The following is a 20,759-nucleotide window of genomic DNA, read 5'->3' as shown; positions in this document are numbered from 1 at the left end:
CCGCCGCGTTGGCCAGGGCATCAGCGGACATCAGGAAGAGAGTGTTATGAAAGCGATGATCCTCGACGCGCCCGGCGGACTCGATCGCCTGCGTCTGGTCGACCGGCCCGATCCTGGCGCACCCGGGCCGGGCATGATCCGCGTCAGGCTGCACGCCACCTCGCTCAACTATCATGATTATGGCATCGTGTCGGGCAATATGCCGACCGAAGATGGCCGGATTCCCATGGCCGACGGCGCCGGGTTAGTCGAAGCGATCGGCGACGGGGTGACGGAACTGGCGGTGGGCGATGCCGTGGTGTCCTGCTTCTTCCCAGGCTGGCTGGAAGGTCCGCCGCGGGTCGGCGACTTTGCCACGGTACCGGGCGACGGCATTGACGGCTATGCGCTGGAAACGGTGGTCGCGCCGGCCACCGCCTTTACCCGGGCGCCCCAGGGCTATGATCATGCCGAAGCGGCGACCATCACGACCGCCGGCTTGACCGCATGGCGCAGCCTGGTCGTCGATGGCGGGCTGAAGGCGGGCGACCGGATTCTGGTGCTCGGCACCGGAGGGGTATCGATCTGGGCGCTACAGATCGCCAAGCACATGGGCGCCAGCGTGGCGGTCACGTCCTCCTCCGGCGAGAAGCTGGAGCGGGCGCGGGCCTTGGGGGCGGACTTTACCGTCAATTACCGCGAACAGGAGCAATGGGGCCGACAGGTCCATGATTGGGCCGATGGCGGAGTCGATCATGTGATCGAGGTCGGCGGCCCGGCGACGCTTGCCCAGTCGATCGATGCGGTTCGCATCGGCGGCCATATCGGGCTGATTGGTGTGCTGACCGGTGTCTCGGGGCAGGTTCCGACCGCCGCCCTGATGGCCAAGCAGGCGCGATTGCAGGGCCTGATCGTCGGCAGCCGGCGTATGCAGCAGGAGTTCGTCCGTGCCCTCGACACCAGCGATATCCGTCCGGTGATCGATCGTCGTTTCCCGCTTGAAGGGCTCGTCGATGCTTTTCGGCATCAGGAGAGCGGAAGTCATTTCGGCAAGATCGCGGTAACATGGTAGGGAGCGCGCCATGACGAATCAGGGGACCCGAGGCTCCATGGCAAAGGATTTCGTTGATCCGAATTGGCCGCATATCGTCATTGTCGGTGCCGGCTTTGGCGGACTGGCGGCCGCTCGACAACTGGGCGGGGCCCCGGTCCGCGTTACGGTCATCGACCGCAACAATTATCATCTGTTCGTGCCGCTCCTCTATCAGGTCGCGACGGCGGCACTGTCGCCCGCCGATGTGGCCGAGCCGATCCGTCATGTCTTGGGTCCCTACTCCAATATTCGCGTCGTGCTCGGCGAGGTGACTGGCGTCGATACCGGTGCCAGACAGGTGGCACTGTCGACCGGCGAAACGCTGAGCTACGATCGGCTCGTCATGGCGACCGGTTCGACCAGCAGCTATTTCGGGCATGACGAGTGGCGCGCGGTGGCCCCGGCGTGCAAGTCGATCGAGGAGGCGCGGGTCATCCGCTCGCGCATCCTGAGCGCGTTCGAGGAGGCCGAGCGTGACAGTGCGGCCGATCGCGAAGCGCTGATGACCTTCGTGGTGGTCGGCGGCGGGCCGACCGGGGTCGAACTGGCGGGGTCGATCGCCGAGCTGGCCCGCTATGCACTCACCTCCGATTTCCGGCGTATCCGGCCCGAGACCGCGAAGATCATTCTGATCGAGGGCGGACCGCGTATCCTGGGCGCCTTCCCGGACGATCTCGCCACCTATGCCGAACGCGCGCTACGCCAGCTGGGGGTTCGGGTCATGACCGACATGCCGGTCGAATCGATCACTGCCGAAGGACTGACCGCGGGAGGCCAGTTCATCCCGGCCTGCACGGTTCTATGGGGTGCGGGCGTGGCGCCGACGGGGGCGGCAAAGTTGCTCGGCATCGAGCCCGGCCCCGGCGGACGTGTGCCGGTGCGCTCCGACCTGACCGTCGAGGGGTTGGAGAATGTCTATTCGCTGGGTGATGTCGCGGCCTGCCTCGACGAGGATGGTCGTCCGTTGCCGGGCCTAGCGCAGGTCGCGCAGCAGCAGGGCAATTATCTGGGCAAGGCTTTGCGCGCGGAACTGACCAAGGGGCAGAAGTCGAAGCCCTTCCGCTTTCACAATCGGGGCAATGCCGCGATCATCGGCCGCCACGCGGCGATCTTCGATTTCGGCCGGTTCCACATGAAGGGCTATCCTGCCTGGATGCTGTGGGCGATCGTCCATGTCGTGCTGCTGGTCAATTTCGCACAGCGCATCCGGGTCAGCCTGCAATGGCTGTGGCGTTATCTGACCTATCGGCGCGGCGCGCGGATCATTACCACCCCGGTCGTTCGCCAAGCGGGTCGATAGTACGTCAGTGCGCCAACTGGGCGCGCAGGTCGATCAGTGTCGCGCCGATATGGTCGGTCAGCAGCCCAGCCACACGCGCCTCGTCACGCGCGAGCCAGGCATCGAGCAGTGCATGATGTTCCTCATGCGCCCGGTCCTCGCGACCGGCGGGCTTGAGATGCTGGATCACATAACGCTCCGCCAGCACCTGCAACCGCTCGATCAGCTGAAAGGTCAGCGCGGCGCCCAGCGGCCGGACCAGCGCCAGATGGAAAGCGCGGTTTTGGAGCGCGACGTCGTGCAGGGCTTCATGCGCCGCCACGTCGAGCGCATGAAGCGCCTCACGTGCCGCGGCCTGATCGGCCGGCGTGGCGACCCGACTGGCGCGGGCGGCGGCATTGGGCTCGATCGACAGGCGAAGCTCGTAGATCTCCTCCGCCTCGCCCGCACCCAGCGAGCGGACGAAGAAGCCGCGATTGGCTTGGCTCGTCAGCAGCCCTTCTTGCTCCAGCCGTGCCAGCGCCTCGCGCAGTGGAATCTTGCTGACCCCCAGTTCGTTGGCCAGCGCGTCCTGACGGATCGGCTGTTCCTCGGGCAGGTCGCCGCTGATGATCCGTTCGCGGATGATCGTGAAAATCTGTTCGGACAGGGTGCGAACGACAAGGCTCATGATATCTCTCGTGCCGACAGGCCGGGAGGAGCCTGTAATTCCGTGGTAATCAATACTGATCGGTATGGTACAATAGACTGGTAAACCACGGAATGCCAAGAGCGTCCCAAATCAGGTCGGGGGCAGCCCGTCGCGCAACTCCGCGAGCCATGCCGCCGCCGTGCCGTCCGAGGGCGCACGCCAGTCACCACGCGGCGAGAGTGCACCGCCTGGCGATACCTTGGGGCCGTTGGGCAGCGCCGAACGCTTGAACTGGCTGGTCTGGAAGAAGCGGGTCAGAAACCGCTCCAGCCAATGGCGGATGGACGGCAGGTCATAGGCGACGCGTGCATCCTCCGGCAGATCCTCGGGCCAGCCGCCCGCCTCGGCATCGCGCCAGGCATGCCAGGCGAGGAAGGCGATCTTGGACGGCATCAGGCCATGGCGGATGACATAGTGCGCGAAGAAATCGTTGAGCGCATAGGGGCCGATCATCGACTCGGTGGATTGCAGGGCGCCACTGGCGTCGGCCGGCACTAGCTCGGGCGAGATTTCCTGCGCCAGGATCGCGGTCAGCACCCGGTTGGTCGCGTCGTCATATTGACCCGTGCGGATGCACCAGCGGATCAGGAACTGGATCAGCGTCTTGGGAACCCCGGCATTGACGGCATAATGGCTCATCTGATCGCCGACGCCGTATGTGCACCAACCCAGCGCCAGCTCCGACAGATCGCCGGTGCCCAGCACGATCCCGCCACGCTGGTTGGCGAGGCGGAACAGATAATCGGTGCGCAGGCCCGCCTGCACATTCTCGAACGTCACGTCATGCACCGGCTCGCCCGCGGCGAAGGGATGGCGGATATCCTCCAGCATCTGATGCGCGGCGGGGCGGATGTCGATCTCCTCGGCGCTGACCCCCAAGGCGCGCATCAGCGCCCAGGCATGGGCCTTCGTGCCTTCGCCGGTGGCAAAGCCCGGCATGGTGAAGGCCAGAATGCGATCGCGGCCCCAACCGAGCCGGTCGGTCGCCTTTGCGGCGACGATCAGCGCATGGGTCGAATCGAGCCCGCCCGACACGCCGATGACCAGCGTCTTGGCCTGACTGGCCTCCAGCCGCTTGGCCAGCGCCTCGACCTGGATGTTATAGGCCTCGTAGCAGTCGGCGTCGCGGCGTGCCGGGTCGTTGGGGACGAAGGGAAAACGCTCGACGGGGCGGCACAGCCCGCGATCGGCAGGCTCGGTCCCATGGATGAAGCCGATGCGCCGAAAACGATTTTCGGGATGGCCAGCAAAAGCCGCCGAATCGTTGAACGTACCGACGCGCAGTCGTTCTTGGACGACCCGCTCGACATCGATATCGGCGATGGTCAGCGCCGGCGTGCGGGTGAAGCGCTCGGATTCCGCCAGTTGCTCGCCAAGCTCATGGATCAGCCCCTGGCCGTCCCAGGCCAGATCGGTGGTGCTCTCGCCGATGCCGGCCGCGGAATAGACATAGGCGCAGGCGGCGCGCGCCGACTGGGCGGCGGCCAGCATCGCCCGGTCGCGGGCCTTGCCGATGACGATGTTGGAGGCGGACAGGTTGCAGCAGATCGTCGCCCCTGCAAGCGCCCCCATGGTCGAAGGCGGGGTGGGGGCCCAATAATCCTCACAAATCTCGGCATGAAGCACGAAACCGGGCAGGTCCTCGGCCGCGAAGATCAGGTCCGTGCCGAAGGGAACCGACTGGCCATCGAGATCGATGGTCAGCCCGACCAGCCCCGCGCCGCTCGCGAACCAGCGCTTCTCATAATATTCGCGGTAATTGGGCAGGAAGGTCTTGGGCACCACGCCCAGAATGCGACCACGCGCGATGACGATTGCAGTATTGTATAGCCGCCCGTTGCGGGGCAGCGCCGCGCCGACCAGCATCACCGGCGACAGGGCCGCGCTGGCATCGACCATCTCGCCCAGCGCGTCGAGCGTGGCGCGATGCATGGCGCTCTGCAGGTGCAGGTCGTCGATCGCGTAGGAGGTCAGCGACAATTCGGGAAAGACGATCAGGTCGACGCCCTTTTCATCCGCCTCCCGCGCCAGATCGAGCATCGCCGCTGCATTGGCATGAGGATCGCCGACCGAGGCCGCCGGCGTTGCGGCGGCGACGCGGATCAGGCCGTGGGATTGGAATGCGTAAAAGGGATGGTCCTGCATGGCATCGGGATAGCGAGGCTGTGCAAAGCGCGCCACCCTATGTTGCTAGTCCATGGTTAAGATGAAAACCTCATGGCCTTCGACGTAGCGTAGGGTCGACCGCGAAACGAAGACGCCGGGTGGTTTTGGCGATAGGGAGCCAGATACATCAACGACCGGATAGCGTCATGACCATTACCCTCTACGGCATCCCGAACTGCGACACGATGAAGAAGGCACGCACCTGGCTGGACCAGCACGGCGTCGCCTATCGCTTTCACAACTACAAGACCGATGGCATCGACGAGGCCACGCTCCGGCACTGGGTCGGTCAGGTGGGATGGGAAGTCCTGCTCAACCGCGCCGGCACGACGTTTCGCAAGCTCGACGAGGCGGACCGCCAGGATATCGACGCCGACAAGGCGATCCGCCTGATGCAGGCCCAGCCCTCGCTCATCAAGCGGCCGGTGCTCGACCGCGACGGTGCCTTGACCATCGGGTTCAAGCCCGAGCGCTACGCCGAAATCTTCTGACGGACCAAGGGGGTGGAGCCCGGCGGGCGGGGGGAGTAAGGCGCGCCCCATGTCCACCACCTACACGCTCGATACCGCGACGAGTCGCGCCAATCCCACGCCCGCGCCGATGAAGCGCCTGACCGTGCCGGCCATTCGCCGCGCCAAGGGCGGCACGCCGCTGGTGATGTTGACCGCCTATACGGTGCGCTCGGCGCAACTGCTCGATCCGCATTGCGACATGCTGCTGGTCGGCGATAGCCTGGGGCAGGTGATTTACGGCCTGCCCTCGACCGTGCCGGTCACGCTTCAGATGATGGCCGCGCATGGTGCGGCGGTGGTCCGGGGCAGCTATCATGCGGTGGTGGTGATCGATCTGCCCTTCGGCAGCTATGAGGCGAGCCCCGAAAAGGCATTCGAGAATGCCGCCTGGCTGCTCAAGGAAACGGGCGCCGCCGCGGTCAAGCTGGAGGGTGGCGTCGCGATGGCACCGACGGTCCGCTTCCTGGTCGAGCGTGGCATCCCCGTCATGGGCCATGTCGGCCTGACGCCGCAGGCGGTCAATGTGCTCGGCGGTTATGGCGCGCGGGGTCGCACGCCGGAGGAAGCCGAGAAGATCATCGCCGATGCGGTGGCCGTGGCCGACGCCGGTGCCTTCTCCGTGGTGATCGAGGGTGTGGTCGAGCCGATCGCGATCGAGATTACCAAGCGCATCGCTTGTCCGACGATCGGTATCGGTGCCTCGGCCGAGTGCGACGGGCAGGTGCTGGTCGGTGAAGACATGCTGGGGCTGTTCGAGCGGACCGCGCGTTTCGTGCGTCGTTACGAGACCATGGGCGAGCGCATCGGCGAGGCCGCGCGCGCCTATGCCGAGGATGTTCGCGCCCGCCGCTTTCCCGGACCGGAGCAGATCTACGCCCCGCGCGACGCCGGATAGTGCAACCCTGCTTCCCACCGGGGCTGCTCCTCGCTAAAGGTCGCGGCTTCATTATTGCCTGATCCCAAATAGCGGAGCCCAACTTGGCCCTAACGCCCCAATCCAGCCAGGCCTTTATGAGTGAGGTCGACGACGAATTGCGTCGCGAAAGGCTGACCAGCTTTTGGACCCGTTGGGGTCTGGTCATCGGCGCGGTGCTGCTGATCGGGCTCGCGGCCTTTGGCGGCTATCTTTACTGGCAGCATCGCCAGCACGAACAGGCAGGCGCGGATGGCGAGCAGCTCCAGGCCGCCTATGACGCGCTGGGCCAGAGCGACGTGAAGACCGCGCAGGCCAAGCTGGCGCCGCTCGCCCAGTCGAATGTCGACGCGTATCGCGCGCTCGCCAGCTTCACCCAGGCCGATATCCTGCTTCAGCGCAACGACCTGAAGGGGGCGGCCGCCCGCTTCGCGGCCATCGCCAACGACGCGTCGTTGGCGCAGCCGTTCCGCGACCTGGCTCTCGTTCGTCAGACCATGGCCGAATATGACACGCTGAAGCCCGAGGCGGTCATCTCGCGACTGGGCAGCATGGCGGTGCCCGGCAATGCTTGGTTCGGCAGTGCGGGCGAGATGGTGGCGGTGGCCTATCTCCGTCAGAACAAGCGCGCCCAGGCGGGTCGCCTGTTCGGCCAGATTGCCAGCGACAAGGATGTGCCCGATACGTTGCGGCAACGTGCGGTTCAGATGGCCGGCGTATTGGGGGTCGATGCGGTCGGCCAGAGCGAGGACACCAAGACCCAATGACGAAGCATTTCCGCACCTCGGCAGCGCTTGCCGCGCTGATGGCGCTGGGCGCCTGTGGCGTATTCAAGGGTGCGCCGAAAAAGACCCCGACCATCGGCAACCGCGTGCCGATCCTGGTTTCGGAGAACGGGGTGGAGGCGGACAAGTCGATCGCCGACGTACAGGTGCTGCTGCCCGCGCCCGAGACGAACCCCGAATGGGCACAGCCGGGCGGCAACGCATCAAAGTCGATGGGCCAGTTGGCGCTGGGCGAACAGCCGCAGCGCCTTTGGGAGTCGACGATCGATGGCGGCTCGGTCCGCGATCCGCTGGGCGCGGCGCCGGTCGTGGCCGAGGGCAAGCTGTTCGTCGTCGATGCGCATGGCAATCTCGTCGCGTTGAGCGCCGATACGGGCGCGCGCCTCTGGTCGACCTCGATCACGGAAGGCGATGCGAACCGCCTCGCCCGGTTCGGCGGCGGCGCCAGCTATGACAGCGGCACCGTGTTTGCGACCGACGGTCTCGGCGATGTGATCGCCGCCAGCGCCGCCGATGGCAAGGTGCTGTGGCGGGCCAAGCCCAGCGGCCCGCTGCGCGGATCGCCGACCATCGCCAATGGCAATGTCTATGTCCTGACCCAGGACAATCAGCTTTATGCGCTGAATCAGGCCGATGGAAAGATCATCTGGGCCGGGCAGGGGACGCTGGAAACCCAAGGCGTGTTCGGCGTCGCGGCGCCCGCCGCCAGCCAGGGTACGGTGGTCGCCGGCTTTTCGAGCGGTGAGCTGAACGCCTATCGCTACGAAAACGGGCGCATGTTGTGGCAGGATGCGCTGTCGCGAACCAGCATCTCGACCTCGGTGTCGACCCTGTCGGACATCGACGCCGCGCCGGTCATCGACCAGGGCCGTGTCTATGCGCTGGGCCAGGGCGGTCGCATGATCGCGCTGGAGCTGTCGACCGGCCAGCGTCTGTGGGAACAGAATTTCGCCGGCATTTCGACGCCGTGGATCGCGGGCGAGTGGATTTTCCTCGTCACCGACGATGCGCGGCTGGTGGCGCTCGCCCGGTCGAGCGGCAAGGCGCGCTGGATCGCGCAACTGCCGCGCTTCCGCAACGAGAAGAAGAAGACCGGCGCCGTGATCTGGTTCGGGCCCGTCCTCGCCGGCAACCGCCTGATCCTGACCAATTCGGAAGGGCAGATCGTCTATGCCAATCCGGGCGATGGCGCGGTGCAGGCGACGGTCGATACCAAAACGCCGTTCGCGCTGCCGCCGATCGTGGCCAACGGGACGCTCTACGTTCTCGACCAGAAGGGGCGGATTTCCGCCTATAAGTAAGTGATGTTCCGCCCCGTGGGAGATTTGTTCCACGGGGCGCTTCATTTGCACCGCTATCCTCGTGACGAAGGGCTCGCCTTTCGCTAACGGAAGGCGATGGCAAAACTCCCTATCGTCGCGATCGTCGGCCGTCCCAATGTCGGCAAGTCGACGCTGTTCAATCGTCTGGTCGGCAAGAAGCTGGCTTTGGTCGACGACAGGCCCGGCGTGACCCGCGACCGGCGCGAAGGCGACGCGCATCTCCTCGGCCTCGATTTCCGCGTGATCGATACGGCGGGCTATGAGGATGAAGATCCCGACACGCTGCCCGGCCGTATGCGCCGCCAGACCGAGGCCGCGGTCGGTGAGGCCGATGTCGCGCTGTTCCTGGTCGATGCACGCGCGGGCATCATGCCGCTCGACGAGGAAATCGCGCGCTGGCTGCGCAGTTCGGACACGCCCATCGTGCTGGCCGCGAACAAGGCCGAGGGCCGCGCCGCAGAGCAAGGCATCCTCGAAGCGCTGGCGCTGGGCTTCGGCGATCCCGTCCAGCTCTCCGCCGAACATGGCGAAGGCGTCGGCGACCTGTTCGAGGCGTTGCTCCCCTTCATCGATCGCGAGGTCGAGGAGGAAGAGGAGGTTGATCTCGAAAATCCTTTCGCGCCCTTGAAGCTTGCCATTGTCGGGCGGCCCAATGCGGGCAAGTCGACGCTCATCAACCGGTTTCTGGGTCAGGACCGGTTGATCACCGGGCCCGAGGCCGGGATCACCCGCGATTCGATCGCGATCGACTGGGAATGGCGCGACCGCGACGGCGAAGTCCGCCAGGTTCGCCTGATCGACACGGCGGGCATGCGCAAAAAGGCGAAGGTGCAGGACAAGCTGGAAAAGCTATCCGTCGCCGATGCGCTGCGGGCGGTGGACTTTGCCGAGGTCGTCGTGTTGCTGCTCGACGCGACGCTGGGGCTGGAGTCGCAGGACCTGCGCATCGCCGACCGCGTGCTGGAAGAGGGCCGCGCGCTGCTGATCGCCCTCAACAAATGGGATGTCGCCGAAAATCCCTCTTCGCTGTTCAACGGCGTGAAGAAGGCGCTGGAGGACGGGCTCAGCCAGGTGAAGGGCGTGCCCTTGCTCGCAGTGTCGGCGGCGACCGGCAAAGGGCTCGATACGCTGATCGAGGCGGCGTTCGAGACGCGCGCCGCATGGTCGAAGCGTGTGCCGACCGGCGAACTCAACCGCTGGTTCGAGCGTGCGGTCGACGCCAACCCACCGCCCGCGCCCGGCGGCAAGCGGATCAAGCTGCGCTACGTGACCCAGGTCAAGTCGCGGCCGCCGAGCTTCGTGATCTTCGGAACGCGCGTGGATCAATTGCCGGCCAGCTATGAGCGCTATCTGGTCAATTCGATGCGGCGGGAATTGGGCTTCGGTGCGGTGCCGGTGCGCCTGACGCTACGCGCGCCGAAGAACCCGTTCGGGAATAAGGATTGAGGAGGGCGGGGCGCGCTATATGGTGCCCCGCATCCCAAGATCCGTTCAGGCTGAACGGGGCAGGGGTAACACGCCAATAAAAGGGGCGGATCGCTTGATCCGCCCCTTTTCATATTCAACCCTGGAGATGCGGTGCCGCGCCCGACTTGGGCGTGTCGTTCTCCGCCATCGCATTGAGCTGGACATAATTCTGGATGCCCATGCGCGCGATCATTTCGAACTGGCGTTCCAGCGTATCGACATGCTCTTCCTCGCTGGCGAGGATGCGAGTGAACAGGTCGCGGCTGACGAAATCCTTGACGTCTTCGCAATAGGCGATGGCTTCCTTGAGCTGCGCGACCGCCTCGATCTCGATCGCCAGGTCGCCCTTCAGCACCTCTTCGACGGTCTCGCCGATGCGCAGGCGGCCGAGCAACTGGAAGTTGGGCAGACCGTCGAGATAGAGGATGCGTTCGGCCAGCCAGTCGGCATGGCGCATCTCATCGATCGATTCCTGATACTCAAACTGGGCGAGCTTATAGACGCCCCAATGGTCGAGCAGGCGATAATGCAGGAAATATTGATTGATCGCGGTCAGCTCGTTCTTGAGCGCCTCGTTCAGATATTCGATGACTTTGGGATCGCCTTTGACTGCCATATGCCCCGTCCTTTGTCTGGTTCGGGATGCACCCTATGGACCGCCGGGGGCGATCCGCAAGCCACTTTTACAGGCGAGGTGGTTCGTGGTGCGGGGTATTGGTGGGCCCGGCAGGACTCGAACCCGCAACCTAGCCGTTATGAGCGGCCAGCTCTAACCATTGAGCTACAGGCCCCACCGTCAACGTCCGTAGCGTGGCGAAAGGGGCGCCCGCAACCAGGATCGATCGTTCTCTTTAAAGAAAAAGGGCGCCTTCACGGTGGAAGGCACCCTTTTCCGACAAACAGTCGGCGCTTCGGACCCGAAGGTCCGAGGCAGCATTACTGCATGTTGTCAGCCTTGGCGTCGGCAGCGTCACGGACGTTGTCGGCAGCGGCGTTCATGTTGTCGGCAGCGTTCTCGAGGGTCGAGGCAGCTGCCGCGTTCGAGGTGTTGTCGGCAACCGCTTCGAGGTTGTCGGCCTGCATTTCCATGTTGTCAGCCAGCATGTCCGCGTTGTTTTCAACAGCGGCCGCTTCCGGCGACTTCGTGCAGGCGGCCACGGACATCAGGCCGGCGGCAGCGAGAACAAAGGCAATCTTCTTCATTCGAATGCTCCCAAGCATAGCAATCATCGCGGCCGACCCGAATGCCGTCGCGAAGCGGCTCAAATAACGCGCGGTTCATCGCGGTCAATCCGCAAAATTCACATGACGGCAAGGTTCGCGACGAACCGATGGCACGGATCAGGCTTTTTCAAGGCGTTGGCGTTACCGAAACGTTACCGCCGGTTAACCTTTTATCGCGGCCTGACGGCGTCGATCGGCTCGGGCGCGTTGGCGACGACTGCCAGCATCGCCGTCCAGGCCGCGACATTTTGGCGCAACGCCGCCGGATCGACACGGTCAAGCACGTCGTCCGGCGTGTGATGGGTATCGAAATAATCCCATCCCGACTGGTTCAGGTCGATCGCGGCGGTGCCCAGCTTCAACGTGGGGCCGATATCGGTCCCGTCGCCGCCCAGTCCACTGCCCCGTGCGATACCCAGCGGCGCGAGCGCGGTTTGTAGCCGGTCCGCGATCGGCAGGGCGGCGGCGGGCAGGTTGACCTCGAACCGCCATATGCGGTCTGCCCCGAAATCGCTTTCCGAGGCGGTGGCATGGCGTTCGCTCGCATGCGCCTTGGCATAGGCGGCACCGCCCAGGCCGCCGACCTCCTCGGCACCGAACCACACGACGCGGATCGTCCGGCGCGGGGTGCCCGCATCCATGATCCGCTTGGCCGCCGCCGCAGTGATGGCGATACCGCTGGCGTCGTCGATCGCGCCCGTTCCCTGGTCCCAACTGTCAAGATGCCCGCCGACCAGCACGATCCCGGCCGAGGGATCGCTGCCCGGCACCTCGGCAATGACATTGCCTGATTCGCGGGATCCGACCATGCGGGGCGTCAGCACCAGCTTCATCCGCACCGGCCCGCCGCGCGCCGCGATTCGCTCCAATTGCTCGGCATCGGGGACCGACAATGCGGCGGCGGGGATCGGCTTCACGCCGTCGGGGAAATTGGTCGTGCCGGTATGCGGAAAGCGGTGATGGTCGGTGCCGATCGAACGGATGACGATCGCCACCGCGCCCCGCTGCGCCGCCAAAGCCGGTCCGGTGAAGCGGGCGGTGCCATAGGCGCCGTATCCCGAACCGTCCTGCGTCCGGGGCATCGCATTGCCGATATAGACGATCCGCCCCTTGATCGCGCTGTCGGGCGCCGACTGGAACGCGGCTATGCTGGGGAAGACCGCGACTTCGGCGGTTAGCCCGGCGGCCGAGGTCGCGGCGGAATTGCCGAGCGCCGCCAGCGTCAGCTTCTGGGGGAAAGGGCTGACGATCTCGGCACTCTCCGCACCGCGCTCCCATACCGGCATGCGATAGGGCTCGATCCGCACATTCTTGAAGCCGAGCGCCGTCAGCCGTGCCACGGCCCATTGGCGCGCTCGCTCCTCTGCCTCGGTGCCGGCTAGTCGTTGGCCGACTTCGGTCGTCAGCCCTTCGACAATGTCCCATGCGATGGTGTCGTTCAGCGCGGCATCGCGCAGCCGTTCTATCTCCGGTGCGACTTGGGCAGGGGGCGGCGGCGGGGTCCGCTGGGCCAGGGTGGGGGTGGCAAGGGCGGTGGCGGTCAGGGCCGCAAGGACAAAGCGCTTCATGAACGGGACTGTCGCGCAGCCGGTCCCGTTTGCCAACCGCCCGCGCAACCACTACATGGGCGGCAAATATCCCACAGTCGCAAAAAAGCACGGAGCCCCGCGCCGCCATGGCCGTCCAATATACCTATGTGATGAAGGGTCTGACCAAGACCTTCCCCGGCGCCAACAAGCCTGTCCTGAACAATATCCACCTTCAGTTCCTGCCGAGTGCGAAGATCGCGATCATCGGCCCCAACGGCGCGGGCAAGTCCACGCTGATGAAGGTGATGGCGGGCATGGACACCGACTTCACCGGCGAGGCTTGGGCCGCCGAGGGCGTCCGCGTCGGCTATCTGGCGCAGGAGCCGCAGCTCGATCCGTCGAAGGACGTGATGGGCAACGTCAAGGACGGCGTTCGCCCGATCGCCGATCTCGTCGATCGCTTCAACGCCATCTCGGCCGAGATGGGCGATCCGAAGGACGACACCGATTTCGATGCCCTGATGGAAGAGATGGGCGAGCTCCAGGCCAAGATCGACGCGGTCGACGGCTGGTCGCTCGACAGCCAGCTGGAACAGGCGATGGAAGCGCTGCGCTGCCCGCCAGGCGATGCCGATGTCACGCGTCTGTCGGGCGGTGAAAAGCGTCGCGTCGCGCTCTGCAAGCTGCTGCTCGAAAAGCCCGATATCCTGCTGCTCGACGAACCGACCAACCACCTCGACGCCGAGAGCGTGTCGTGGCTTGAGAATTACCTCAAGGAATATACCGGCAACGTCATCCTCGTCACCCACGACCGTTACTTCCTAGATAACGTCGTGAACTGGGTGCTCGAGCTCGATCGCGGCCGCTATTACACCTACGAATCGAACTATTCCGGCTATCTGGAAAAGAAGGCCAAGCGCCTGGAGCAGGAAGAGCGAGACGAAGCGGGCAAGCAGAAGGCGATCGCCGACGAGCTGGCCTGGATGCGTCAGACGCCTAAGGCCCGTCAGACCAAGTCGAAGGCGCGTATCCGTGCGTTCGAGGAACTGATGGAGAAGCAGGAGAACCGCGTCGCAGGCAAGGCGCAGATCCTGATCCAGATTCCCGAGCGCCTGGGCGGCAAGGTGATCGAGGCCAAGGGGCTGACCAAGTCCTATGGCGACAAGCTGTTGTTCGAAAATCTCGACTTCATGCTGCCGCCGGGCGGCATCGTCGGCGTGATCGGGCCGAACGGCGCGGGCAAGTCGACGCTGTTCAAGCTGATCACCGGCCAGGAACAGCCCGATGCGGGCACGATCGAGATCGGCTCGACCGTCAAGCTCGGCTATGTCGACCAGAGCCGCGACGAACTCGATCCCAACAAGAATGTCTGGCAGGAAATTTCCGACGAGCTGGAGGTCTTCCGCTTCGGCAAGCAGGAGCTCGGCACGCGCGCTTATGTCGGCGCATTCAACTTCCGTGGCCCCGACCAGCAGAAGAAGGTCGGCCAGCTATCGGGCGGTGAGCGCAACCGCGTCCATATGGCGAAGATGCTGAAGGAGGGCGGCAACGTCCTGCTGCTCGACGAACCGACCAATGACCTCGACGTCGAAACGCTGCGTGCGCTCGAAGAGGCGCTGGAGACGTTCGCGGGCTGTGCCGTGGTCATCAGCCACGATCGCTTCTTCCTCGATCGCCTGTGCACGCACATCCTGGCGTTCGAGGGCGACAGCCATGTCGAATGGTTCGAGGGCAATTACGAGAGCTACGAAGAGGACAAGCGCCGCCGCATGGGCGATGCCGCCGACCGTCCGACCCGTCTGGCGTATAAGAAGCTGACCCGCTGATCCTCGATCCTAGCGGATCTAACGGCGCCCTTTCCGAGCGATCGGGAAGGGCGTTGTCATGTGCGGCATCCACGAAATCGGGCGAGTCGTTTGCCATCGCAGCCGCTACGGCTTTAAATTGGTTAACCCACCGCCTATTCTGGAAGCGGTCCGGCAAAGGATCAAAGGGGTTGAATAACGGATGGCGGTAGTGGAACAGGCGCAGGGCGAAGATCAGGAAATCGCCGGCGCGGGACAGTTGCATTATCGGCTCCGCCAGCAATCGGTGCTTGCCGCGTTCGGGATCGAAGCATTGCGCGCGCGAGATTTGGATCCGATGCTTCAGCGCGCGACGGAGCTTTGTGCCGAGGGCATGCGCTCACGCTTCTGCAAATTCCTGGAATATCGCTCCGATCGCGAGACGCTATTGGTGCGCACTGGCGTGGGCTGGGGCCCGGGCGTGGTCGGGTCGACCGAGATGCGCACCGATCTCGGCTCCCCGGCCGGTTTCGCGCTACAGACGGGGCAGGGGGTCATCTCCAACCATCTTGATCAGGAGGAACGCTTCCGCACCCCGGAATTCATGGCGAAACATGGTATCCGCCGCGCGATCAACGTGTTGGTCGAGGCATCGGGGCAGCGTTACGGCGTGCTGGAAGTCGATAGCCCTGACGAGGGGCGCTTCGAGGAAGCCGATCTGGCGTTCATGCAGGGTTTCGCCAATCTGATCGGCGTGGCGATCGAGCGGCAGGAAGCCGAGCGCCGCCTAGCGGAGGCGGTCGAGCATCAGCAATTGCTGACCCGCGAGGCGAGCCACCGTGTGAAGAACAGCCTCGCGCTCGTCTCGGCCATGCTTAATCTGCAGAAGCAGGAGGATGACGATCCTCGCGTCCTGCGCATGCTCAACGATGCGCAGGCGCGGATCACCGCGATCGCGCAGACGCATGACCAGCTCTGGCGCGGGGACCGGGTGGGCATTGTGTCGCTCGACGACCTCGCCTGCGGCATTGCCGTGCAATTGGCGCAGCAGTCGCAGAATCATCAGGTCCACTGCGATATCGAGGCGATCGAGATCAGCGCGGATACCGCCATCCCGATCGGCCTCATGCTGACCGAGCTTCTGACCAACGCGATCAAATATGCCTATGGCGAATCAGGCGGCGATATCGATGTCGGCCTGCACGCTCGTGACGGTCACATCATCCTGTCGGTCCGCGACCATGGACAGGGGCTGCCGGCGGATTTCGATATGAAGGCGGCCTCGCGCCACAGCCTGGGCATGCGCATGATCGCCAGCCTCGCGCGGCAGTTGCGTGGCGAGATCATGTTCGAGACGATGGCGCCGGGCACGTGCGCCACGCTGACCATGGTCGATCCGCGCGATTGAGGGTCAGCGCACCCGCTTGACGAAGGTCCGGCCGTCCTCGCGCCGTTCGGTCTGGAAGTTCGGGATCGCCTCGATCAGGTCGGACAGCCGCTTGAACCCGTAATTACGGGTATCGAAACTCGAGCGGTTGCCAGCCAACTGCCCGATGGCGGACAGGCTGGCAAAGCCGCGTTCGTCGCGCTTCACCGAATTATAGGCGTCGACCAGCAGCTTGAGCAGTTCCTCGTCGATCGGCTGCGGCGTGCCTGCGGTGCGGCGTCCATTCTCAATGGCGGGCGGCAGCGAATCGGCGAGTGGCACATCGGCGGTGGTCGGTTTGGACGGCATTGGCCGGGGCGCTTCGTTGATCAGCGCACCGACATCGATGAAGCGACTGCACGCCTGTTTGAACGCCTCGGGCGTACGCGAATTGCCGAATCCATAGACCGGAAAGCCGTCCTGCCGGATGCGCGTCGCGAGCGGCATGAAGTCGCTGTCCGACGACATGATGCCGAAACCGTCGATTCGGCCACGAAACAACAGGTCCATCGCATCGATGGTCATCTTCATATCGGTGGCGTTCTTGCCCTTGGTCAGGTCGAACTGCTGCTGCGGCTCGATGCCATGCTTGACCATGACATCGCGCCAGCCCTTCAGCCCGGGCTTGGACCAATTGCCATAGGCGCGCCGCACATTGACCGTGCCGAGCTCGGCCAGAACCGTCAGGACGGGGTCGATGGCGGCGGATTGGGCGTTATCGGCGTCGATCAGCAGCGCGATGTTGCGGGTCAGGGCATTCATACGCCCGGTCTAGCAAAGCCGCGCTGCGCCGGCCATCGACGAAAAGCCGGTCAGCGCCGTTCGCCGTTGCGGACCTGACCATTGTCCATCTCGACGCTCTTGGTCACGCGCTCATGGCTTTCGGGATCGTCCACCGCGCGGGTCAGTTCGTCACGGGTGCCGACATCGGTGGCGATGCCGCCCGCCCGACCCACTGTCGACGGGGCCGCTTCCGCCGCGTCGATGATCGCGCTGTCGTCATGATCGCGGGCGCTGGTGGTGCGGGGATTTTCCATGGTCACTCTCCTGTCTTCGCTAGAGCTTCAGCGAAGAAGGACTACGACTCGTTCCTCACTCCGTCGGGTAAGTTATAGCAATCACCTCATATTCCCGCTCGCCGGCTGGAAGCACGACGCGGCGGAGGTCCCCGATCGCAGCACCCCGCAGCGCCCTGACCAACGGCGCATTCCAGCCGACCCGACCCTGGCCGGCGTCCGCCTCGTCATCACCGACAAGGGTCAGCACGCGTTCGTTGTCATCCTCGTCGGCGATGGTGACGGTGGCGCCGAACCACACCTTGCTGCGGTCCTCTTGGCGGGCGGGATCGATGACCTTGGCCGCCTTCATCCGCTTGGAGAGCCAACCCAGCCGCCGATCGATCTCGCGGAGCCGCTTGCGACCATAGATATAGTCGCCATTCTCCGACCGGTCGCCATTACCGGCGGCCCAGGCGATGGTGTCGACCAGCTTGGGCCGCTCGACCGCGAACAGCGCCTCATATTCCTGGCGGAGCGCGGCATAGCCGGCAGGCGTGATGTAATTGGGGCGATCCATCGCCTTGCTCTATCGCGCGCCGCCGGGCGATCAACCCGGCTGCGACTTGCCGAGGTACCAGCTCAGCGGCGTCGGTCCCCGGCTGGTCGCCCGGGCGGGGTTCATTAGATCATAGACGACGGCGTTTTCCAGCACCCGCTGAACGTAATTGCGAGTCTCCATATAGGGGATCGCCTCGATCCACTCGACGATATCGACCGAGCCGGTGCGCGGATCGCCATTCTGCCGCAGCCATTTGTTCACATTGCCGCCGCCGGCATTATAGGCCGCGATCGCAAGTGGATAGCTACCGAAGTTGTTGCGAATCCGCTCGAAATAGCTGGCGCCAAGCCGGATCGACAGGTCCGGATCGGTGGTCAGCGAGGCGGGCGAATAGGACAGGCCGATCTTGTTCGACTGCTCGGCGGCGGTGGCGGGCATCAGCTGCATCAACCCACGTGCGCCGGCATGGCTGACGGCGGCGCGGTCGAACTGGCTTTCCTGCCGGGCGATGGCATGGATGATCGTCCAGCTCGAATCGTAGCCCGACGGCACCGAGATGGTCGGAAAGCCGGCGGCCGAATAATCGGTCAGCCCGTTCTGCAAAGCGCTGCGTCCGACCATGACGGCGAGGTCAGGGCGCGCCAAGCTGCGCGAAAGGTCGACCGCCAGCAGATGGTCATTCTCATCCGTGGCATCTGCGGCGATCTGGCGGATGAAGGCGGTCTGATCCTGCCACTGGCCGATTTGTCCTAGGAGGCGCGCGGCGCGCACTGTCTCACGTGCGTCGAAGGCGGCGCGGGTCGCCGCGGGGACTGCGCTCGATGCCAGCGCGGGCGGGGCGGTCAGCGGTCGGCCGGTGCGCTCCAATGCCAATTGCCCATAGAATTGGTCTCGATACTCGGCGGCACGGTTGAAGAAGCCAGCGGCCTCCGCCGGCCGGCCCGCCGCCTGCGCCGCGCGACCCGCCCAATAAAAGCCCTTCGCCCGCGTCTGCGGCGACTGGCTGCCCCGGCCATAGCGGTCGAACAGCGTCATCGCATCGGCCGGTCGGCCGAGCTTCATCGCCGTCTGTCCGCCCAGCCAGACCAGGCTGGTATAGTCGTCGCGCTCGCCATAGGGGCGCTTGGAGACATCGGTGCCGGCGGGATAGGCGTCATCCACCTGCCGTGCGATGTCATAGGCGGTCTGAAGCTGATTGTCCGCCGCCGCGGCGCGCGCGTTGAGCAGCAGCGTTTCGTAGAATTCCTCGACATTGCCCGGCCGCACGGTCAACTGCCGGGGCCGCGCCAGCCAGGAGCGGGCGGTGAGGCTGTCGCCCGTGTTGCGCAGCCACAGGGCGCGATCGGCGACATAGCCGGCATCATTGGCGTACAACTCGGCGGTCGAGGCCGAGAGGCTGGCGGCATCGGCGGATTTGGTCCGGAAGGCCAGACGCGCGGCGAAAATCGGCCGGCGGGCCGAACTGGTATAGCCGAGCACCCGCGCCGCCGCGCTGGTCTGTCCGCTCCAGAGAAGGGCGTCCATGCGCGCGTCATGATCCTCGGGCGTCAGGGCCGAGCCGAGGGTCGACAAGACGAGCGCTTCATCGGTCGGCGACAGCACCCCGCGGCGCCAGGCCGTCCGAGCGGCCTGCGCCGCTTCGCCGGGAGCGCCAGTTGCCAGTAGCGCGCGGGCATAGGCTACTCCGCCCGCCGCCGATTGGGGCGGGTAACGGCGGAAATAGGCGACGATGCTGCTGGGCGCGGCGGTGAAGTTCGCGGCCTGACGCTCGGCGGCGCGGCGATTGCTCGCCTCGCCTGGCCAGCCGGGATGCGCCATCAGGAACCCGGCATAGCTGTCGAAGGGCAGCGAATCGGTCTGTTGCAGCGCGCGCCATTGGGCCAGCGCGGCGGCGATCGCCCCGTCGCTGGGCGCGGCGACGCCGTTCGGGCTCATATTCGCCATCTGCGTCCGGTACCGGTCGAGCTGATCCTGTCCGCTCGGCGACACCATTGCCCCGGCCAGTGTTGCCAGGAGCGCGCCCGCTTTCGTCAATGCCATCATGGTGGACAGAATAGGGCCTCTACCCGTACATGTCCCGAACAAATTCCATATTTCGGCGCGGCAGGAGCGCATTTCCCCTCATGTTTTCAGGATCTATCCCCGCTTTGGTGACGCCGTTCGAGGATCGTGGCGATCATGTCGGCGGTGCGTTCGACGAAGGCCGGTTCCGCGATTTCGTCGAATGGCAGATAGAGCAGGGCTCTTCCGCGCTGGTCGCATGCGGCACCACGGGTGAGGCGGCGACCATGCCCAAGGACGAGCATTTCCATGTCGTCCGCGTCTGCGTTGATCAGGCCAATGGCCGCGTGCCGGTGATCGCGGGGGCGGGGTCGAACGACACGATCGTCGCGGTCGAGAATCTGAAGGCCGCGCAGGCCGCCGGTGCCGACGCCGCGCTGATGGTGCCGCCTTATTATAATCGACCCAGCCAAGAGGGGATCGTTCGCCACTTCGCCGAGCTGGCGAACGACGCGCCGCTTCCCATCATCCTCTATAACGTCCCCGGTCGGACGGTGACCGATATCCAGCCCGCGACCCTGATCCGCGTCGTCCAGGCGGCACCGGAGATTTTCGTTGGGGTGAAGGATGCCACTGGCGCGCTCGCCCGCGTGTCGCACCACCGTTCGGCGCTGGGCCCTGATTTCTGCCAGCTGTCGGGCAATGACGATCTGGCGCTCGCCTTCAACGCCATGGGCGGGGTCGGCTGCATTTCGGTGACCGCCAATGTCGCGCCGCGTCTCTGCGCCGATTTCCAGGCGGCCTGTGCGGCCGGAGACATGGCGCGCGCGCTGGAACTGCACGACCGGTTGTTCCCGCTGCACGAGGCGATGTTCGCCGATGCCTCGCCAGGGCCCGTTAAATATGCGCTGAGCCGGGTGATCCGGGGCTTCGCTACCGGCGTCCGCCTGCCCATGACCTGGCCGTCCGAGGCGGCCCGCGCACAGGTGGATGCGGCACTGGCCCATGCGGGCCTGATCTGACCCGGTTGG

Annotated in this window: 19 protein-coding genes and 1 tRNA gene; 10 read left to right on the top strand and 10 right to left on the bottom strand. The window is 65.2% G+C overall.

Translation table 11 applies throughout. The features are described 5' to 3' along the window. Nucleotides 1-46 precede the first annotated feature (46 nt). Both SP6_RS05695 and SP6_RS05690 read left to right on the top strand, forming a co-directional pair. Entirely contained in the window at nt 47-1,051 is a 1,005-nt protein-coding gene (locus SP6_RS05695) for a zinc-dependent alcohol dehydrogenase family protein (RefSeq protein WP_007403535.1), read from the top strand. 37 nt (nt 1,052-1,088) lie between these two features. After that, nucleotides 1,089-2,372: an NAD(P)/FAD-dependent oxidoreductase gene (locus SP6_RS05690; RefSeq protein WP_007403474.1), complete on the top strand. Its 1,284-nt coding sequence runs from the start codon at nt 1,089-1,091 to the stop codon at nt 2,370-2,372. A 4-nt stretch (nt 2,373-2,376) separates the two neighbouring features. Here the strand turns inward: SP6_RS05690 and SP6_RS05685 are convergent, their stop codons facing one another. Together SP6_RS05685 and SP6_RS05680 are read right to left on the bottom strand one after the other, a co-directional pair. Continuing rightward, nucleotides 2,377-3,021: a GntR family transcriptional regulator gene (locus SP6_RS05685; protein ID WP_007403295.1), complete on the bottom strand. Its 645-nt coding sequence runs from the start codon at nt 3,019-3,021 to the stop codon at nt 2,377-2,379. Between the two features lie 111 nt (nt 3,022-3,132). Continuing rightward, nucleotides 3,133-5,187 carry an NAD(+) synthase gene (locus SP6_RS05680; protein ID WP_007403559.1) on the bottom strand — a complete coding sequence of 685 codons (2,055 nt, stop codon included), beginning with the start codon at nt 5,185-5,187 and terminating at the stop codon, nt 3,133-3,135. 167 nt (nt 5,188-5,354) lie between these two features. Here SP6_RS05680 and SP6_RS05675 point away from each other — a divergent pair, with 167 nt between their 5' ends. From SP6_RS05675 to der, 5 genes are all read left to right on the top strand, one after another. Continuing rightward, entirely contained in the window at nt 5,355-5,699 is a 345-nt protein-coding gene (locus SP6_RS05675) for an ArsC family reductase (protein ID WP_007403469.1), read from the top strand. Between the two features lie 49 nt (nt 5,700-5,748). Then, the gene (gene panB, locus SP6_RS05670) at nt 5,749-6,615 is read left to right on the top strand and encodes a 3-methyl-2-oxobutanoate hydroxymethyltransferase (protein ID WP_007403501.1); all 867 of its coding nucleotides are present in this window, start codon (nt 5,749-5,751) and stop codon (nt 6,613-6,615) included. A 116-nt stretch (nt 6,616-6,731) separates the two neighbouring features. Continuing rightward, nucleotides 6,732-7,400 carry a tetratricopeptide repeat protein gene (locus SP6_RS05665; protein WP_007403617.1) on the top strand — a complete coding sequence of 223 codons (669 nt, stop codon included), beginning with the start codon at nt 6,732-6,734 and terminating at the stop codon, nt 7,398-7,400. Then, nucleotides 7,397-8,719 (top strand): outer membrane protein assembly factor BamB family protein, encoded by a 1,323-nt coding sequence (locus SP6_RS05660; RefSeq protein ID WP_007403541.1) that lies wholly within the window; start codon nt 7,397-7,399, stop codon nt 8,717-8,719. Before SP6_RS05665 ends, SP6_RS05660 begins: the two co-directional genes overlap by 4 nt. Before the next feature lie 96 nt (nt 8,720-8,815). After that, the gene (gene der, locus SP6_RS05655) at nt 8,816-10,186 is read left to right on the top strand and encodes a ribosome biogenesis GTPase Der (protein ID WP_007403340.1); all 1,371 of its coding nucleotides are present in this window, start codon (nt 8,816-8,818) and stop codon (nt 10,184-10,186) included. Between the two features lie 115 nt (nt 10,187-10,301). Here der and bfr read toward each other — a convergent pair whose 3' ends face one another. The 4 genes from bfr to SP6_RS05635 form a co-directional block, all read right to left on the bottom strand. Then, a complete protein-coding gene (gene bfr, locus SP6_RS05650; protein WP_007403499.1) occupies nt 10,302-10,823 on the bottom strand; it encodes a bacterioferritin in 522 nt (173 codons plus the stop codon). Between the two features lie 99 nt (nt 10,824-10,922). Further along, nucleotides 10,923-10,998, bottom strand: a tRNA-Ile gene (locus tag SP6_RS05645). A 145-nt stretch (nt 10,999-11,143) separates the two neighbouring features. Next, nucleotides 11,144-11,410 (bottom strand): hypothetical protein, encoded by a 267-nt coding sequence (locus tag SP6_RS05640; RefSeq protein ID WP_037567497.1) that lies wholly within the window; start codon nt 11,408-11,410, stop codon nt 11,144-11,146. Nucleotides 11,411-11,601: 191 nt separating this feature from the next. Then, on the bottom strand, nt 11,602-12,999 hold the full coding sequence (locus tag SP6_RS05635; RefSeq protein WP_007403268.1) for a M20/M25/M40 family metallo-hydrolase: 1,398 nt from the start codon (nt 12,997-12,999) through the stop codon (nt 11,602-11,604). A 107-nt stretch (nt 13,000-13,106) separates the two neighbouring features. On the opposite strand from SP6_RS05635, the gene ettA reads away from it, so the two are divergent. After that, nucleotides 13,107-14,786: an energy-dependent translational throttle protein EttA gene (gene ettA / locus SP6_RS05630; RefSeq protein WP_007403394.1), complete on the top strand. Its 1,680-nt coding sequence runs from the start codon at nt 13,107-13,109 to the stop codon at nt 14,784-14,786. 181 nt (nt 14,787-14,967) lie between these two features. Beyond that, a complete protein-coding gene (locus tag SP6_RS05625; RefSeq protein ID WP_042468652.1) occupies nt 14,968-16,152 on the top strand; it encodes a sensor histidine kinase in 1,185 nt (394 codons plus the stop codon). A 3-nt stretch (nt 16,153-16,155) separates the two neighbouring features. On the opposite strand, the gene SP6_RS05620 is transcribed toward SP6_RS05625, so the two are convergent. Genes SP6_RS05620 through SP6_RS05605 form a run of 4 tightly spaced genes read right to left on the bottom strand, consistent with a single transcriptional unit; the run spans nt 16,156 to nt 19,770 of the window. Then, a complete protein-coding gene (locus SP6_RS05620) occupies nt 16,156-16,932 on the bottom strand; it encodes an NYN domain-containing protein (RefSeq protein ID WP_007403291.1) in 777 nt (258 codons plus the stop codon). A gap of 50 nt (nt 16,933-16,982) precedes the next feature. Continuing rightward, nucleotides 16,983-17,207, bottom strand: a complete 225-nt coding sequence (locus tag SP6_RS05615) for a hypothetical protein (protein ID WP_007403410.1) — start codon at nt 17,205-17,207, stop codon at nt 16,983-16,985. Between the two features lie 55 nt (nt 17,208-17,262). Then, on the bottom strand, nt 17,263-17,745 hold the full coding sequence (gene greB / locus SP6_RS05610; RefSeq protein WP_007403540.1) for a transcription elongation factor GreB: 483 nt from the start codon (nt 17,743-17,745) through the stop codon (nt 17,263-17,265). Between the two features lie 30 nt (nt 17,746-17,775). Then, nucleotides 17,776-19,770, bottom strand: coding sequence for a lytic transglycosylase domain-containing protein (locus tag SP6_RS05605; RefSeq protein WP_007403443.1), 1,995 nt, complete (start codon nt 19,768-19,770; stop codon nt 17,776-17,778). Between the two features lie 80 nt (nt 19,771-19,850). On the opposite strand from SP6_RS05605, the gene dapA reads away from it, so the two are divergent. Beyond that, entirely contained in the window at nt 19,851-20,750 is a 900-nt protein-coding gene (gene dapA, locus SP6_RS05600) for a 4-hydroxy-tetrahydrodipicolinate synthase (protein ID WP_007403468.1), read from the top strand. Nucleotides 20,751-20,759 lie beyond the last annotated feature (9 nt).

The organism is Sphingomonas paucimobilis NBRC 13935 (assembly GCF_000739895.2).
Classification (GTDB): domain Bacteria; phylum Pseudomonadota; class Alphaproteobacteria; order Sphingomonadales; family Sphingomonadaceae; genus Sphingomonas; species Sphingomonas paucimobilis.
This window is presented reverse-complemented; position numbering and strand designations above follow the sequence as displayed.